The 14,998-nt window shown below is 63.7% G+C and carries 13 protein-coding genes and 1 tRNA gene; 7 read left to right on the top strand and 7 right to left on the bottom strand.

From position 1 onward, the window contains the following. Positions 1-9: 9 nt before the first annotated feature. Positions 10-1,113, bottom strand: coding sequence for a COX15/CtaA family protein (locus IEV83_RS01125; RefSeq protein WP_181758422.1), 1,104 nt, complete (start codon positions 1,111-1,113; stop codon positions 10-12). A gap of 172 nt (positions 1,114-1,285) precedes the next feature. Here IEV83_RS01125 and IEV83_RS01120 point away from each other — a divergent pair, with 172 nt between their 5' ends. Continuing rightward, a complete protein-coding gene (locus IEV83_RS01120; RefSeq protein WP_181758421.1) occupies positions 1,286-1,516 on the top strand; it encodes a DUF2842 domain-containing protein in 231 nt (76 codons plus the stop codon). On the opposite strand, the gene IEV83_RS01115 is transcribed toward IEV83_RS01120, so the two are convergent. Further along, positions 1,491-2,564, bottom strand: coding sequence for a polysaccharide deacetylase family protein (locus IEV83_RS01115; RefSeq protein ID WP_181758420.1), 1,074 nt, complete (start codon positions 2,562-2,564; stop codon positions 1,491-1,493). The two genes, IEV83_RS01120 and IEV83_RS01115, sit on opposite strands and share 26 nt — an antisense overlap. A gap of 208 nt (positions 2,565-2,772) precedes the next feature. Between IEV83_RS01115 and IEV83_RS01110 the strand changes: the two genes are divergently transcribed. Further along, positions 2,773-3,933: a GNAT family N-acetyltransferase gene (locus tag IEV83_RS01110; RefSeq protein WP_181758419.1), complete on the top strand. Its 1,161-nt coding sequence runs from the start codon at positions 2,773-2,775 to the stop codon at positions 3,931-3,933. A gap of 80 nt (positions 3,934-4,013) precedes the next feature. On the opposite strand, the gene IEV83_RS01105 is transcribed toward IEV83_RS01110, so the two are convergent. Then, positions 4,014-6,263, bottom strand: a complete 2,250-nt coding sequence (locus tag IEV83_RS01105; RefSeq protein WP_181758418.1) for an exopolysaccharide transport family protein — start codon at positions 6,261-6,263, stop codon at positions 4,014-4,016. 171 nt (positions 6,264-6,434) lie between these two features. Between IEV83_RS01105 and IEV83_RS01100 the strand changes: the two genes are divergently transcribed. From IEV83_RS01100 to IEV83_RS01080, 5 genes are all read left to right on the top strand, one after another. Beyond that, positions 6,435-6,992, top strand: coding sequence for a polysaccharide biosynthesis/export family protein (locus tag IEV83_RS01100; protein WP_181758417.1), 558 nt, complete (start codon positions 6,435-6,437; stop codon positions 6,990-6,992). Between the two features lie 126 nt (positions 6,993-7,118). Then, positions 7,119-8,357: a glycosyltransferase gene (locus IEV83_RS01095; protein ID WP_181758416.1), complete on the top strand. Its 1,239-nt coding sequence runs from the start codon at positions 7,119-7,121 to the stop codon at positions 8,355-8,357. A gap of 19 nt (positions 8,358-8,376) precedes the next feature. After that, positions 8,377-9,936 (top strand): undecaprenyl-phosphate glucose phosphotransferase, encoded by a 1,560-nt coding sequence (locus IEV83_RS01090; RefSeq protein WP_181758415.1) that lies wholly within the window; start codon positions 8,377-8,379, stop codon positions 9,934-9,936. 68 nt (positions 9,937-10,004) lie between these two features. Then, the gene (locus IEV83_RS01085) at positions 10,005-11,309 is read left to right on the top strand and encodes an O-antigen ligase family protein (RefSeq protein ID WP_209002927.1); all 1,305 of its coding nucleotides are present in this window, start codon (positions 10,005-10,007) and stop codon (positions 11,307-11,309) included. After that, positions 11,287-11,363: transfer RNA gene (locus IEV83_RS01080), tRNA-Pro, on the top strand. The genes IEV83_RS01085 and IEV83_RS01080 overlap by 23 nt, the downstream gene beginning before the upstream one ends. 313 nt (positions 11,364-11,676) lie before the next feature. On the opposite strand, the gene IEV83_RS01075 is transcribed toward IEV83_RS01080, so the two are convergent. The 4 genes from IEV83_RS01075 to plsX all read right to left on the bottom strand — a co-directional run bounded on the left by IEV83_RS01075 (position 11,677) and on the right by plsX (position 14,902). After that, positions 11,677-12,363: a MerR family transcriptional regulator gene (locus IEV83_RS01075; protein WP_181758560.1), complete on the bottom strand. Its 687-nt coding sequence runs from the start codon at positions 12,361-12,363 to the stop codon at positions 11,677-11,679. Between the two features lie 38 nt (positions 12,364-12,401). Then, positions 12,402-12,719 (bottom strand): integration host factor subunit alpha, encoded by a 318-nt coding sequence (locus tag IEV83_RS01070; RefSeq protein WP_181758414.1) that lies wholly within the window; start codon positions 12,717-12,719, stop codon positions 12,402-12,404. A gap of 147 nt (positions 12,720-12,866) precedes the next feature. Next, complete coding sequence (locus IEV83_RS01065) at positions 12,867-13,844, bottom strand: beta-ketoacyl-ACP synthase III (RefSeq protein ID WP_181758413.1); 978 nt, start codon at positions 13,842-13,844, stop codon at positions 12,867-12,869. Beyond that, the gene (plsX, locus tag IEV83_RS01060; RefSeq protein ID WP_181758412.1) at positions 13,841-14,902 is read right to left on the bottom strand and encodes a phosphate acyltransferase PlsX; all 1,062 of its coding nucleotides are present in this window, start codon (positions 14,900-14,902) and stop codon (positions 13,841-13,843) included. The genes IEV83_RS01065 and plsX overlap by 4 nt, the downstream gene beginning before the upstream one ends. Between the last annotated feature and the right edge of the window lie 96 nt (positions 14,903-14,998).

The following is a 14,998-nucleotide window of genomic DNA, read 5'->3' as shown; positions in this document are numbered from 1 at the left end:
TTTTTTGTTTCATCTCCTGAAGGTCGAAACGCGCGCCGCATTGCCCGTGTGCAATCTGGCGCGGATCCAGAACTCGACCATTGCCGCCAGCACGATGACGATGAAGCCCTGATGGAAGAGGGCCAGCGTGAAGGGCACATGGCCAAGCAGGGTCAGGATGCCGAGGGTCATCTGCACAAGCAGCACGCCGACAACCGCCAGCGCCACCGGACGCAAGGCCCGGGCGTTCCCATTGCGCCATACGGATACGGCCACCCAGACGGCAGCCAACACCAGAAGATAGGCGGTGACCCGGTGCTGAAACTGCACCGTCAGCACGTTTTCGAAATGATTGAGCCAGGCCGGCTGCATCAACCACAAGCCGTCCGGGATCCAGGCACCATCCATCAGCGGCCAGGTGTTGAAGGTCAGGCCGGCATTGAGACCCGCGACCAGCCCGCCGAGGAAGATCTGCACGCCAAGCAGCGCCAGAAGCACTGCCGCCGCGCCGCTGTAGCGGCCTCCGCCCTGTCGCGCCGGGCCGTCCAGTGGCGCCAGTGCCAGATGGCGGGCCAACGCAAGCAGATAGGCAAGGATCAGGCAGGCCAGCGTCAGATGGGTTGCGAGCCGGTACTGGCTGACATCGACCCGGTCGACGAGGCCCGAGGCCACCATCCACCAGCCGATCACCCCCTGCATTCCACCAAGCACGAAGCCGCCGATCAGCCAGGGGCGTAGCCAGGGCTCCACCCGTCCCCGTGCCCAGAACCAGACCAGCGGCAGGAAGAAGGCCACACCGATCACCCGGCCGAGCAAGCGGTGGCTCCATTCCCACCAGTAGATGAACTTGAACTCCGCCAGCGACATTCCCTTGTTGATGAGCTGGTACTCGGGAATCTGGCGGTATTTCTCCAGCTCCTCCTCCCACTCGGCAACAGACAGCGGCGGAATCACCCCGTGGATCGGCTTCCATTCGGTGATCGACAGGCCGGATTCGGTCAGCCGGGTGGCACCACCGACGACGATCATGGCGAAAATCAACAGACAGACGCCATAGAGCCAGACCCGAATGGCCCGCCGGTCGCGTGCCCGCTGCTCTGCCGTGCGCTCGAAAGACACTGCCAAATCCGTCATGTTTCCTCCGCCGTGGCCCGTGCCTGACGCTGGCGCGGGGCCTCCCCTCTAAGCCGGTTACAGACCGTGGCGGCGAATGACAAGGCTTGACGCGCCCGGAGAATGTGACACATCCAGCGGACAAGCGCGGTATGCCGCGCACCCTCTCCCGCTGATACGGACGACAACGCCCATGCCCTCTCGCCTGCGCAAATTCATTGGAATGGTGATTCTGGTGACCTTCGTCATCGTCTACGCCTTCATCGCCATGGTGATTGGCGACATGACGCTGCAAAATGCCCATATGGCCGTAAAGCTGCTCTACTTCGCCATTGCGGGCATTGCCTGGACCGTTCCCGCCGGCGCCCTGATCTGGTGGATGGAGCGCCCCGCGACAATCAGCCGCAAGCAGGCTGAAGACTAAGCCGGCTGCGGATCCGCTTCATGGCATTGAGCACTGGGAACGGCGCGCCAGTGAGATACTGGGCAATGATCGCCCGGTCCTGAAAGTAGCCATTCAGCGACACGCGCGGCAACTCCAGCAGCGGCTCATCACCGCTCAAGACCCCCGGATGGGTGGTCACCGCCGCGCGGAAGCCGAATTCGCGCACCGCTTCCGTCGACTGGTGGTTCACCGCAGCCTCGAAACCATAGGGATAGGCGAACATGGTGGGGCGGATCCCCAGTTCGGCCTGAAACCGCTCAAGGCCCTGCCGGATTTCGCTGCGCATGTCGTCGCGGGTCAGACGGGCCAGCGCGAAATGATTGTGGGTATGCGCACCGAGGCTGAACAGCGGATCGGCGCAGAGCCCGCGGATGTCATCCCAGCCGAGGATGAGCTCCTCGGCCAGCGCGGCAAGGTCCAGCCCATGGCGCTTGGCGAGCCGCCGGATCTCCATCCGCTGCGACCGCTCGCCAAGATCCAGCGAATACCACTTCAGCAATCTGTCGAAGACCTGCATCTTGCGCGCGGGCGTATCTGTCGGCAACCGCTGCATCCGCTCGCCGATGGGCATTTCGATCGCCTCGGCCGAGGCGACAATCCGCTCCAGCGCCTCCCACCAGATTTCCGAGGTCCGATCCACGAAACCGCTGGTGACGAAGATGGTGAAGGGCACCTGGTGTCGCTTCAGCACCGGATAGGCGATGTCGAGATTGTTGCGATAGCCATCGTCGAAGGTCAGGGCGGCAAAGGGGCGCCCGCCGCTTTCCCCCATCCGGTCGACCGCCTCGTCCAGCGAGACGAAATCGAAGCCGGCGCCGCGCACCTGTTCGATGGTCTGCTCCAGAAAGTCCGAGGTGACGGAAAGGTGCCTGTTGGGGAGAAAGTCGCCATGTGCTTTCCCTGTCCGCACACTGTGCAGGGTGAAGATGAGGCCCTTTCCGGCTGTCAGCGGCGACAAGAGACGCCCGATGCCACTCCAGTGAAGCAGTTTGCAGCCACTTCCAAGGATCTGCCGGCGCACGTCCATTCCAGTCCCTTCCCGAGCGTCCCGATAATACAGGCGCGAGCCTAGCGACGTTTTCTTTAGAACTCCTTGCTATTTCAAATTGCAATAACGCCTCACGGCGGCCATCCAATTGGACTGAGAATGAGAGAACCCACGGATGTCAGCAACCTCTGCGCCCCCCGCCTTCCGGCTCCCCGCACATACCTGGGAAGAGATGGATGCAGAAGCCATGAGGATCGATGCCATGCTGGAGTCCGGCGATTTCTCCATCCGCGCCGCCCATGATCCGACAGAGGTCGAGGTGGAATGGCGCACCCTTCAGGAAAACGCATTCGGCACGCTTTTCACCAGCTATGACTGGCTGTCGTCCTGGCAACACCATGTTGGACGGACGCGGGGTATCGAAGCGCTGATCGTCGTCGGGACGATCGAGGGCAAGCCAGCGTTCCTGCTGCCGCTGGGACTGATGCGCGCGGCCGGCGGCACGGTGACCATCGCCCGCTTCCTCGCCGACTTCCATGGCAATCAGAACAGCGGCCTGTGGCGCCGGGATATCCTTGCCGGCATTCACGGACGCACCTTGCGGAAAGCCCTGATTTCCATCGGTCGCCACCACGGCATTGACCTCTTCGATCTGAAATATGTCCCGGCGGAGATCAACGGGCGCGTACATCCCCTGGTTGATCAGGCGTCGATCGAAAGTCTCAACGCAATTCATGCCCTGCCGCTCACGCCCGACTTCGACGCGCTCTACAAGGCGCGGCGCAGCTCAAGCGCTCGCAAGAAGCTGCGGACCAAGGAAAAGAAACTCGGCGAGATCGGGCCGGTGCGTATCGAACGTGCGCGGGATGCGGCAACCGCGCTTTCCTTTCTCGACACGCTGATCGCGCAGCGCAGCGCGCGGCAGGAAAGCAGCGGCATTCCCAATGTGTTCGAGCCGGAAGACGTTCGCGCGTTCCTGTCGGAGCAACTCACAAAGGCACTCGACGACGGATCGGACAGTTTCATGATCCACGCCCTGATTGTCGGCGACGCGGTCAAGGCGACCTATCTGTCCGGCCTCCAGTTCGACCGGTTTCACGCCTACACCAACAGCATCAGCGAAGACGTCGCCGCGTGCAGCCCCGGCGATATCCTTTTGAACCATGTGATCGCCGAGGCCTGCACCCTTGGCGCGGAGGCCTTCGATTTCGGCCTGGGCGCGGAGCGCTACAAGACCGCCTGGGCGGACAAGGAAGTCTTGATGGATGTCGAGATCCCGGTCACGCTCAAGGGCCGCTGCGCCGAGATGAGCGTGCGGGCGCTGCGCAACGGCAAGCGCTATATCCGCAACTCCCCGCGCCTGTGGGCCATCGTCCGCCGGTTGCGCCGCCTCGGGCTGCCACTCTGAGGTAGTGGATCAGCGCGTTTCCGCTCCCACCGGGCATCCCGCACATTCCTGGAGCTGCCCTTTGTGGGGCCTGACGCCTGTCAGGCCGCCATGTCGGAGCGTGGCCGCTTGCCGCCGTCGTCCCGGCTCACGGTTTCGATCGCCACCGGTGCGCCGGTGTGCTCTTCCAGCATCCGCAGCGCTTCTTCCAGCTCCGGGCCGGCCGGCGATCCGCCGGAGGCCACCACCACCTGATCGGCCATGGCCAGGATCTGCGCGCTGATGAGGGAATCGTCGATCAACCCGAGATCGAAGAACACCTGATCGTAGGTATGGTCGATGGCGGTCATCAGCGTTTCGAAGCGGCCGCTCTGCGCCAGGTCATCGTCAATGAGCTGACGACCCGACTCGATCACATGCGCGCGCGAGGCCGTATCGCGATAGATCACCCCGGCGAACGAGGCGCTGCCATCCAGAAGCTCGGCAAACCCGGCCACAGCCTCCGGATCGGCGAGATCCGGGCGCACCTCCAGAAACAGCGGCAACACGCCCTGTTCGGCCGCCTCCCGCACCAGGCGGAACGCCACTTCCTGCGCCACTTCATCATTGTCGACACTGAGAACGGCGATCCGGCGGGGCCGGTCCTGCGCAGGACGGGAAACCGGGGCATAGGTCGACGCCGCCGTTTCCGCTGCGCTTCCCCCCCGCTCATCGCCCGCGGGCACCTCTGCCGGCGCCGCTTCCGGCGCGTCGGTCGGCGCCGCCGTGCCCGCCTGAGTGGGGGTCACCGTCTGGGGCGCGCCAAAGCCATAGGAAAAGGCACTGCTACCTGAACGGGCATAGCTGGCCGCACCAAATGCACCCGCGCCGAATCCGGCGGTGGTCACAGGCGTCGGCATCGCCGGCCGCGCGGGGCTGTCGGAAACCTCACCATCTGCCAGCGGCACATACACAAAGACCCGGCCAGAAAGGAATTGCCCCAGCACGACCCAGGTGGCGCCAAGCACAAGCGTTGCCAGGGTCGCCATGATCGTGATCGGCAGGACCTTGGGCGAGAACGGCTCCAGCGGAACCGTGGCGCGGGAGATGACGCGGGCATCAGCGGCCAGCACCGTCGCATTGCGCCGGGTGTCCGCTTCGCGGTAGCGGATCATCAACTGGTCGAGCTGCGCCGTCTTGACGCTGGCCTCCCGCTCCAGTTCGCGCAGGCGGATCTGATCCTCGTTCGATTTGGCCGCCCGCGCCTTCAACTCGCTCAAGGTGGCGGTCAGCGAAGCGACACGATCCCGCGCCACCTTCGCATCGTTCTCAAGACCGGCGATGACCTTTCTCGCTTCGGCGCGAATCTGCCGGTCGAAATCGTTGAGCTGCGAGCGCAGAGCCCGGATCTGCGGATGGTTCGGCAGCAAGGTGGTCGACAGTTCGGCGATCCGCCCCTGCAACTCCACCTGCCGCTCACGCAGCCGCTGGATCAGCTGCGAGTTCAGCACCTCACTGGCGCTGTCCAGCGATCCGCCCTGCTTCAGAAGGCGCCGGATCTGATTGGCCCGGGCCTCGGCCTGGGACTGGGCGGCGCGGGCATCAGAGAGCTCGGTGCTGATCTCACCAAGTTGCTGCTGGTCCAGCGTCTGGTTGTCCGCGCCCAGCAGCAGGTCGGCCTGCGCCCGGAACGCTTCGACCTTCTCCTGCGCCGCCTTCACATCCTGCTGCAACCGCTCGATCTGCGGCTCCAGTGCGGTCGCGGCAAAATCCGTGGTCTCGCGCTTCACCGACGACTGGAGGTTGAGATACTCCTCGACCAGTGCATTGGCGACACCCGCGGCAAGCTCCGGATCCCGGGACACGAAGCGCACGGCGATGACCCGCGAGCCATCCACCCGGTAGACTTCGAGGTTCTCATAGAACTTCTTCAGCACCCGCTCTTCCTGCGAGGTGCGGCCCGGATCGCGCATCAGGCCCAGGGAGATGAACATGTCCGTCACCAGCCCCGGAGAGCCGTCGCCGCCAAACTCCGGAAGCGCGGCCAGATCCATGCGCTTGGCCACCCGCCGCACAAGGTCGCGGGACATCAGCAACTCGACCTGGCTGGCAACCCCCTCCCCGTCCAGAAGAGCCCGTTCCTCCTCCGCGCCGCGCGCGTCTCCCGGATAAACCGGGCCGGAGGTTTCAATCAGCACCTTGGCTTCGCCGCGATATTTCGGGGAAACGAATTGCAACCCGAGAAGAGCAATCAGCGCAACCGCCGCGCACAGCGGCAGCAACCAGCGCAAGGCACCACGCAGGGCGCCAAGTATCGCGGACAGGTCGATCTCGACCCTTTCATCCGCGCCCGAGGGCTGGGGCTGATTCATGACTGTTACTCCGCGAGATCCTGGAGCCCATTGTCGGGAATTATGGTAAGCGGACCGTTAACCGCCAGAAAGTCAGCGCTTTCTCATTGATGCCCAACTCATTTCCCATTGATTCACTGCCCGTTAACCATGATGCGGAAAATACTGGCGCAGTTGCCCCAGGAGACAGGCATGATCACGCGCACCGCATTCGTCATGGCTCTGGCCTTGATGCTCGCCGCTTGCAGCGGCTACCGTCAACCGCCGACCGCGTTCCATGACATTCTTACCAAGCCCTACCGACTCGATTCCTCGGACGTTCTGCGAGTGATCGTTTTCGGTCAGGCGGATCTCAACAACACCTACACCGTCGATCAGGCCGGCTACATCTCCATGCCGCTGATCGGCAGCGTTCCCGTGCGCGGCCTGACCCTTCGCGAACTTGAGAAGACCGTTACAAAGCGCTTGAAAAACGGCTATTTGCGCGACCCGGACGTCTCCATCGAAGTCGCCACCTATCGCCCGGTCTTCGTCATGGGCGAGGTCACCAACGCCGGCCAGTATCCGTATGTGGCAGGCATGACCGCCCAGAACGCGATTGCAACCGCCGGCGGCTTCTCGCCCCGGGCCCTGCATGGCACCGTCGACATCACGCGTCAGATCAATGGCGAGGTCATCAGCGGCCGCGTTCCGATCACCGATCCGGTGCGCCCTGGCGACACCATCTACGTGCGTGAGCGGTTCTTCTAGAAAGGGCCGCAAGTCCCTGCATCGTCGGAATTAACCTGCGACTCACTCCTCCCTGCTAGGGTCGACCTCGTGCCAACCGGAAGCATAATCCGGACGTGCACCTTGCGTCGAACAAGGGAGTTTCCGATGACCGCCGCGCCCTTGCGCATCATTCATATCGTTCGCGCCCCGATCGGCGGGATCTTTCGACATATTGCCGACCTTGCCCTTGCACAAACCCGTGCCGGGCATCAGGTCGGCGTGATTTGCGATTCCAGCACCGGCGGCGCGTTCGAGGACGCAGCCATTGCCCGGCTTGCTCCACAACTTGCGCTTGGGCTGGCGCGCTTCCCGATGCGCCGGCAGGTCACCCCGAGCGACCTTCGCTCGGCCCTGCGGCTCTACCGGCACATCCGCGACCTGTCCCCGGACGTCATTCACGGCCACGGCGCCAAGGGCGGTGTCTTCGCCCGGGCGATCGGCACCATCCTGCGCATGTCGGGCAAGAAGGTCACCCGGATCTATTGCCCTCACGGCGGCAGTCTGCACTACGACCCGGCCCGCCTCGAAGGAAAGATCTACTTCGCCTTGGAGCGCCTCCAGCAGCGCTTCACCGACGGGCTCGTGTTCGTCTCCGACTACGAATATGCCGCCTATGAAGCCAAGGTGATGACGCCGAGGGCCCCGGCCCGGGTCGTCTACAACGGCCTTTCGCCGGAAGAGTTTTCAAAGGTCAAACCGGATCCGGATGCCGCCGACTTCGTGTTTATCGGCATGTTGCGCGACCTCAAGGGACCGGATCTGTTCATCAAGGCCCTCCACCGGCTGAAGAGCGACCAGGGCCTCAGGCCCCGCGCCCTGATCGTCGGTGAAGGCGATGACCACACCCGCTACGAAAGCATGGTGAGAGACTACGGCCTGACCGAAACCGTGCAGTTCACAGGTCCCCTCCCCGCGCGCGACGCCTTCCGCAAGGCACATTGCATCGTGGTGCCCTCGCGCGCCGAGGCGATGCCCTACATCGTTCTGGAGACGGTGGCCGCCGAAGTGCCGCTGATTGCCAGCCGCGTCGGCGGCATTCCGGAAATTTTCGGCCGCTACGCCGACCGTCTGGTGACGCCGGGGGACGCAAACGAGCTTGCCGGCGCCATGGCTGCTGCCTATGCCGACCCGGAAGGAATGCGACGCCGTGCTGTCGGTCAGCGTCAATGCCTGTCGGAAACCTTCAATGTCGAGCTGATGAGCGATCGAATCACCTCGCTCTATGTCACCATTCGCGAGCCGAAGCCGCGTGGCGCGACCACGGGGGCAGAAGCGCCCGCATTCCTTTCAACCGGTGCGCTTGCCGAATCCAAGGCGCAGACAGTACGGCGCAAGCCAGAGTAACAGGGTGGGGGCCCGCGCCATGACCAATGATCCAACGGTCCGTTTTCTCAAGGACATCAGGTCGCCTGAAACGGACGATGCAGCCGCCAGGCGCAAGCAGGAAAGCGAACAGGAGAACCGGCACCCCGGCTCGAAACTGTCGCCGCAAGCGCTGGAAATCGCCGAAAGCCTGCAGGACTCCGTTATCTCGCCCTCGGTTCTCGGAGGCACGGTACGTCTCCTCGACATGGCGATCGTCATTCTCGCCGGGCTGGCAACTTTCGCCTCCACCGCCATCGGTGGCTATGCGCTCGAACATCTGCTGCTCGTGGGAGCCGCGCTCATTCTCGCGGTGGCCTTCTTCCAGGCGGCCGACTGCTACCAATTGCCCGTGATGCGGACGGTGCTGTCACAAGGTGCGCGAATGACGATTGCCTGGACGCTCGTCTTCGGCGTGTTTCTGGTCGTAAAATCCTCCGGCGTCCTCCTGACCGGCACCAGCGAACTCTGGCTGACCAGTTGGTATGCGCTTGGGCTTGCCGCACTGCTGGTCTCGCGTCTCACCCTGTCCATTCTCACCCGCCGCTGGACCCGCCAAGGTCGACTGGAACGGCGCGCGGTGATTGTCGGCGGCGGCACGGCGGCGGCGGACCTGATCCACGAAATCGAGATGCATCAGGACAACGACATTCGCATCTGCGGGATCTTCGACGACCGCAAGGGCGACCGTTCCCCGAACATCGTCGCGGGCTATCCGAAGCTCGGTACGGTGGCCGATCTGGTGGAGTTCGCCCGGATCGCGCGCATCGACATGCTGATCGTGACGATCCCCTTGCGCGCGGAGAAACGCCTTCTGGAGTTTCTCAAGACCCTGTGGGTCCTGCCGGTCGACATTCGCCTGTCCGCGCATATGGACAAGATGCGCTTCCGCGATCGCGCCTCCTCCTTCATCGGCACCGTGCCCTTCGTCGATGTGGTGCACAAGCCGATGGCCGACTGGGATTCCATCGCCAAGCGCGCTTTCGACCTGGTCTTCGCCTGCGTGATGATCGTGCTGCTGTCACCGGTGATGATCGGCACCGCCATCGCCATCCGCATGGAAAGCAAGGGGCCCATCCTGTTTCGCCAGAAGCGCTACGGCTTCAACAACGAGGTGATCGAGGTCCTGAAGTTCCGGTCCATGTACCATGAGATGGCCGACCCGACCGCGAAGAAGGTGGTGACCCGGGACGACCCGCGCGTGACAAGGGTCGGAAAGTTCATCCGGCGCAGCTCGATCGATGAGCTTCCCCAGCTTTTCAATGTCCTTCGCGGCGATCTGTCCCTCGTCGGCCCGCGGCCGCACGCGGTCAATGCCCATACCAATGACACTCTTTGGGACGATGTGGTGGATGGGTATTTCGCTCGCCACAAGGTCAAGCCGGGCGTCACCGGCTGGGCCCAGATCAACGGTTGGCGCGGTGAGGTCGATACGCCGGAGAAGATCCAGAAGCGGGTCGAGTACGACGTCTACTACATCGAAAACTGGTCGATCCTGTTTGATCTGAAGATCCTCTTCAGCACGCCCTTCGCGCTGCTGAACACGGAGAACGCCTATTGAAGCGCACCCTGCCGGCCCCGCTCTGGCTTTGCCCGCCCCGGTCGCGCGCGGCTGGGAGAGGCTGGAGCGTGCCGGCGGAAACCATTGCGGCCGCCGCCCTCTGGTGCCTCGTCTTTCTTGGTGGCTTCGTCTTTCGGGAACCGGCACCCTATGAACTGGCAATGCTGGTGGTGCTGGCCGGGTGGCTCATCGCCGGCGCACGCTTTCCGGCAGCGGTCGGCCCGCTGCTCCTCATCATGGTGCTGTTCGTCACCGGCGGGCTGTTTTCCTCGCTGATGTCGGACGACTTCGGCGAGGCAGCCCTTTACATCACCGTCACCGCCTTTCTCGCCCTGACGGCGATCTTCTTTGCCTGCATCGTTGCCGTTCGCCCCGAACGGCTCTCCATCATCGCCAATGCCTATATCGCCAGCGCGGTGATCGTCACCCTCACCGGCATCGCCGGCTATTTCCACCTCCTCTCGGGCGACAGTTTCACCCTCTACGGCCGTGCCAAGGGCACCTTTCAGGACCCCAATGTCTACGGGCCGTTTCTAGTGCTCCCCTGGGCGCTGTTGCTGCATCAGGTGCTGACCCGTCCGGTCACGCGCGCCCTGCCCCAGATCGCTCTTCTCCTGTTTCTCACCATCGGCGTGTTCCTCAGCTTCTCCCGCGCAGCCTGGGGGCTTCTGGCCTTTGCCGGGATCGGCGTCTATCTCGCCGTCTTCATCACCATGCCGAGGGGCCCGGACCGCTTGCGGCTGATCGCCTATGCGATTGCCGGGCTTGGCGGGTTCGTTCTGCTGATGGGGATTGCCCTGTCGATCGACAGCGTGGCCGACATGTTCCTGCAGCGCGCCAAGCTGGTCCAGGATTACGACACGGCGCGCCTTGGCCGTTTCGCTCGCTATTCTCTCGGCTTTCAGATGGTGCTGGACCACCCCTTCGGTCTCGGACCGCTGCAGTTCCGCAACTTCTTTCCCGAAGACGAGCACAACAGCTACCTCAAGGCCTTCACCACCTATGGCTGGCTTGGCGGGTTTGCCTATCTGCTGCTGGTGACGGTCACCGTACGCCAGCTCTTTCCCCTCATGTTCCAGCCGCGCCCCTGGCAACCCTTTGCGCAATGCGTCTTCATGGTCCTGCTCGGCCACATGCTGATGTCGGCGATCATCGATACCGACCGTTGGCGCCATCTCTATCTGCTCTACGGTCTCGCCTGGGGGCTGATTGGCGCGGAACAGGCTTATCGGCACGCCCGACAAGGGGCGCTGCAGCCACTGCGCTGTGCACAGTCGCTCGCACCGCGACGGAACCGCTTGCGCAGCCCGGATCAAACGGCTAGGAAGGACCCGTTCGCACACGGACAAACGGGCAGTAGCGCAGCCTGGTAGCGCACTTCACTGGGGGTGAAGGGGTCGTCGGTTCAAATCCGGCCTGCCCGACCACGCTTTAAGTGGTCTTTTCGACGAACAGCCAGGCGATCGTCCAGACCGATTGCAATGCAGACGGCCCCTACGAGGGACGACGTGCTTCGCGTTCCTTCCTTGCGATCTGGCCCCACCGACAATCCAGCAAGATTTGGCGAACCTCAGGGGCGCTGCCCTGTCGCGGTCGTCGTTACCGCCGTCCCGTAGGCATCGGACACGTGCGCCCCTGCGCGCGCCCGACCACCATGGCCCTGCGACGACGCCAATCGCCGTACACCAGACGATCATAGTCTCGAAGGCGCGTTCGGTTTCATGGGATACAGGGATCGCCCTACCGGGCCTGATCGAGGATCCGCTTGCACTCCAGCAGCTCGAACAGCGTTGCCTGAAGCCGGCGCACGTCATCGCGCGACAAGGCCCCGCCGCCTGCGACCTCGGCCTTGTCGCCGAGAAACCGCTCCATCAGGCGCAAGCCGGACCAGCCAGCGGTGCCGGGCTCGACGTCCACCCCTTCGGGCAGAATGCCGCGCGGGACGGCTTCATCTTCACCAGGTTCCGCATTCCGCTCGGCGGAGGCCGCTGGTGGCGGCGCTTCATCGGGCCAGGATTCGGTTGGTTTGGCAGCGGGCTCCTTGCGCTTGCCGCGCGTCTTGGCGGCCGGAGGCGCCGGTTTGGCCTCCAGCTTTGCACCTTCGGCGCCGGCCTCGGTCCGAGCGGCCGCGGCAATCGCGGTCAGCGTCAGCGCATCCTCGCGCCAGATCTGCATGACGAAACGCGGCCCCTGCTCCTTCAGGATCCGCTGCACACCCTTGATCGTATAGCCTTCTTCGTAAAGCAGATGACGAATGCCGCGCAGAAGGTCGACATCGTCGGGCCGGTAGTAACGCCGGCCACCGCCCCGCTTTAGCGGACGGATTTGGGTGAAACGTGTTTCCCAGAACCGCAGCACGTGCTGCGGCAGGTCGAGGTCATCGGCAACCTCGCTGATGGTGCGAAACGCATCGGGACTTTTTTCCACGGACACCTGTCTGACACCCTACCGAGACGGCGGCGTCATCAATCGCCGCCGGCATTCCCAAGAATGGTTTCGTTGATCTTCTTCTTCAAGACGTTGGACGGCTTGAACACCATCACCCGACGCGGTGAAATCGGCACCTCTTCACCGGTCTTGGGATTGCGCCCGATCCGCTCGCCCTTGGAGCGCACCACGAACGACCCGAAGGAAGAGAGCTTCACCGGCTCTCCCGTAACGAGACAATCCGCGATTTCGGAAAGCACCTTCTCGACCAGCTCGGATGACTCGGAGCGAGACAATCCGACCTTCTGATACACAGCCTCGCACAGATCCGCGCGTGTGATAGTCCTGCCGCCCATGGTCCCTCCTTGGCCAGAAACCGAGATCTGGCAGAAAATAGGGATACATTCTCAAGAGACGGTAGCCTATTGACTCCTGCCGGACGGGTCAACCGCGCAAGGCTGCCCGCGACAGAAAAAACACACCGCCATCAAATAGATGGCCGGTCACCAGCGCAGAATCGACGCCCCCCAGGTGAAACCGCCGCCCATGGCCTCCAGCATCACCAGATGCCCAGGCTGGATCCGGCCGTCGCGAACCGCCTGATCCAGCGCCAGCGGAATTGACGCTGCGGAGGTATTGCCCTGCTCTTCCAGCGTGATCACCAGCTTCTCCGGCGCGATGCCGAGCTTCTTGGCGCTGGCATCGATGATCCGCCGATTGGCCTGGTGCGGCACGAACCAGTCGAGATCCTCGGCGCTGGTTCCGGTCGCGGCGAAGGCATCCTCCACCACGTCGGTGATCATCGACACCGCATGCCGGAACACCTCGCGCCCCTGCATCCGCAAATGGCCGACGGTCTGGGTCGAGGACGGGCCGCCATCGACGAACAGCTTTTCCTTGTGCCGCCCATCGGAGCGCAGGTGACCGCTGAGAATACCGCGATCGGCGTTGGTCCCTTCCGCCTCGACCGCCTCCAGCACCACCGCGCCGGCGCCATCGCCGAACAGAACGCAGGTGGTCCGGTCGTTCCAGTCGAGAATGCGGGAGAAGGTCTCCGCGCCAATCACCAGCGCGCGCTTGGCAAGACCGCCGCGCAGATAAGCATCTGCGGTGGTCATCGCGTAGACGAAACCGGAACAGACCGCATGCACATCGAAGGCAAAACCGGTGGTGATCCCAAGTTCCGCCTGCACGGTAACAGCGGTCGCCGGGAAGGTGTTGTCCGGCGTGGCCGTGGCCAGGATGATCATGTCGATACTGTCGGCGGACACGCCCGCCGCATCCAGCGCATTGCGCGCCGCAGCCAGCGCCAGATGGGAGGTCATCTCCCCTTCCGCTGCGATATGGCGCGCATGAATGCCCGTCCGCTGAACGATCCACTCATCCGAGGTGTCGACCATCTTGGCCAGATCGCTGTTGCTCAGCCGGCGCTCCGGCAAGTAGCTGCCGGTTCCCAAAACGACGGAACGTTTAACTGTCACTGATCACCTTCCGATCCATCCCGCGCCGCGAACCGGCCGCGATGATAATGAAGCAAATCCTGGGATATCTTGGGCATGAGATCGTTGCGAGCCATGTCATGGGCAAGCTCGACCGCGGCGGCGAAGCCTTCCGCGTCAGTGCCGCCATGGCTCTTGATGACAATGCCGTTCAGTCCGAGGAACACCCCGCCATTGACGTTGCGGGGATCCATCTTCTGCCGCAGCCGGTCAAAGGCATCCTTGGCCAGCAGATAGCCGAGACGCGCGCGCCAGGTCCGGTTCATGGCCGAGCGCAGGTAGCCGCCGATCTGCTTGGCCGTGCCTTCGGCCGTCTTCAAGGCAATGTTTCCGGCAAACCCTTCGGTCACGACCACATCGACCGTGCCCTTGCCAAGGTCATCGCCTTCCACGAAGCCGTAGTAGGACAGGGAGTGCAGGTCGGCCTCGCGCAGCAACTTGCCGGCGGTGCGCACCTCCTCAAGCCCCTTGACCTCTTCCACGCCGATGTTCAGCAGGCCAACGGTGGGACGTTCGATACCGAACAGCACCCGGGCCATGGCCCCGCCGAGAAGCGCGAAGTCGATCAACTGCTGCGCATCGGCGCCGATGGTCGCGCCCACGTCGAGCACAATCGATTCGCCGCGCGCAGTCGGCCAGATCGCCGCGATGGCCGGCCGCTCGATATTGGCCATGGTCCGCAGACAGAATTTCGACATCGCCATCAGCGCGCCGGTGTTGCCGGCGGAAACGGCGACATCCGCCTCCCCGCTCTTCACCGCCTCGATGGCCCGCCACATGCTTGAGCGCCAGCGGCCTTGCCGGAGCGCCTGGCTCGGCTTGGCGTCCATCGCCACCGAGACATCGCAGTGATGGAGGGTCGAGGCCTGCTTCAGGGCCGGATGGGCCTCAAGCAAGGGAGCGACGATCGCCTCATCGCCATAAAGGTGGAACGTGATGCCCGGGTGACGCTCCAGCGCCAGCGCGGCGCCTGGCACCACAACCTCGGCACCGGCGTCTCCCCCCATGACATCGAGCGAAATGCGAATGGTCTGCGCCATGGTCCGTTTCTTCTAGGCCGTCGTCTTTCCGGTCGGTTGAAAGGCCCGCCAGTCAGCGGGCACGCGCCACGGCAAGACCGCGCGTCGGATGCTCCG

Origin of the sequence: Stappia taiwanensis (genome assembly GCF_014635285.1) — a bacterium.
GTDB lineage: Bacteria > Pseudomonadota > Alphaproteobacteria > Rhizobiales > Stappiaceae > Stappia > Stappia taiwanensis.
This window is presented reverse-complemented; position numbering and strand designations above follow the sequence as displayed.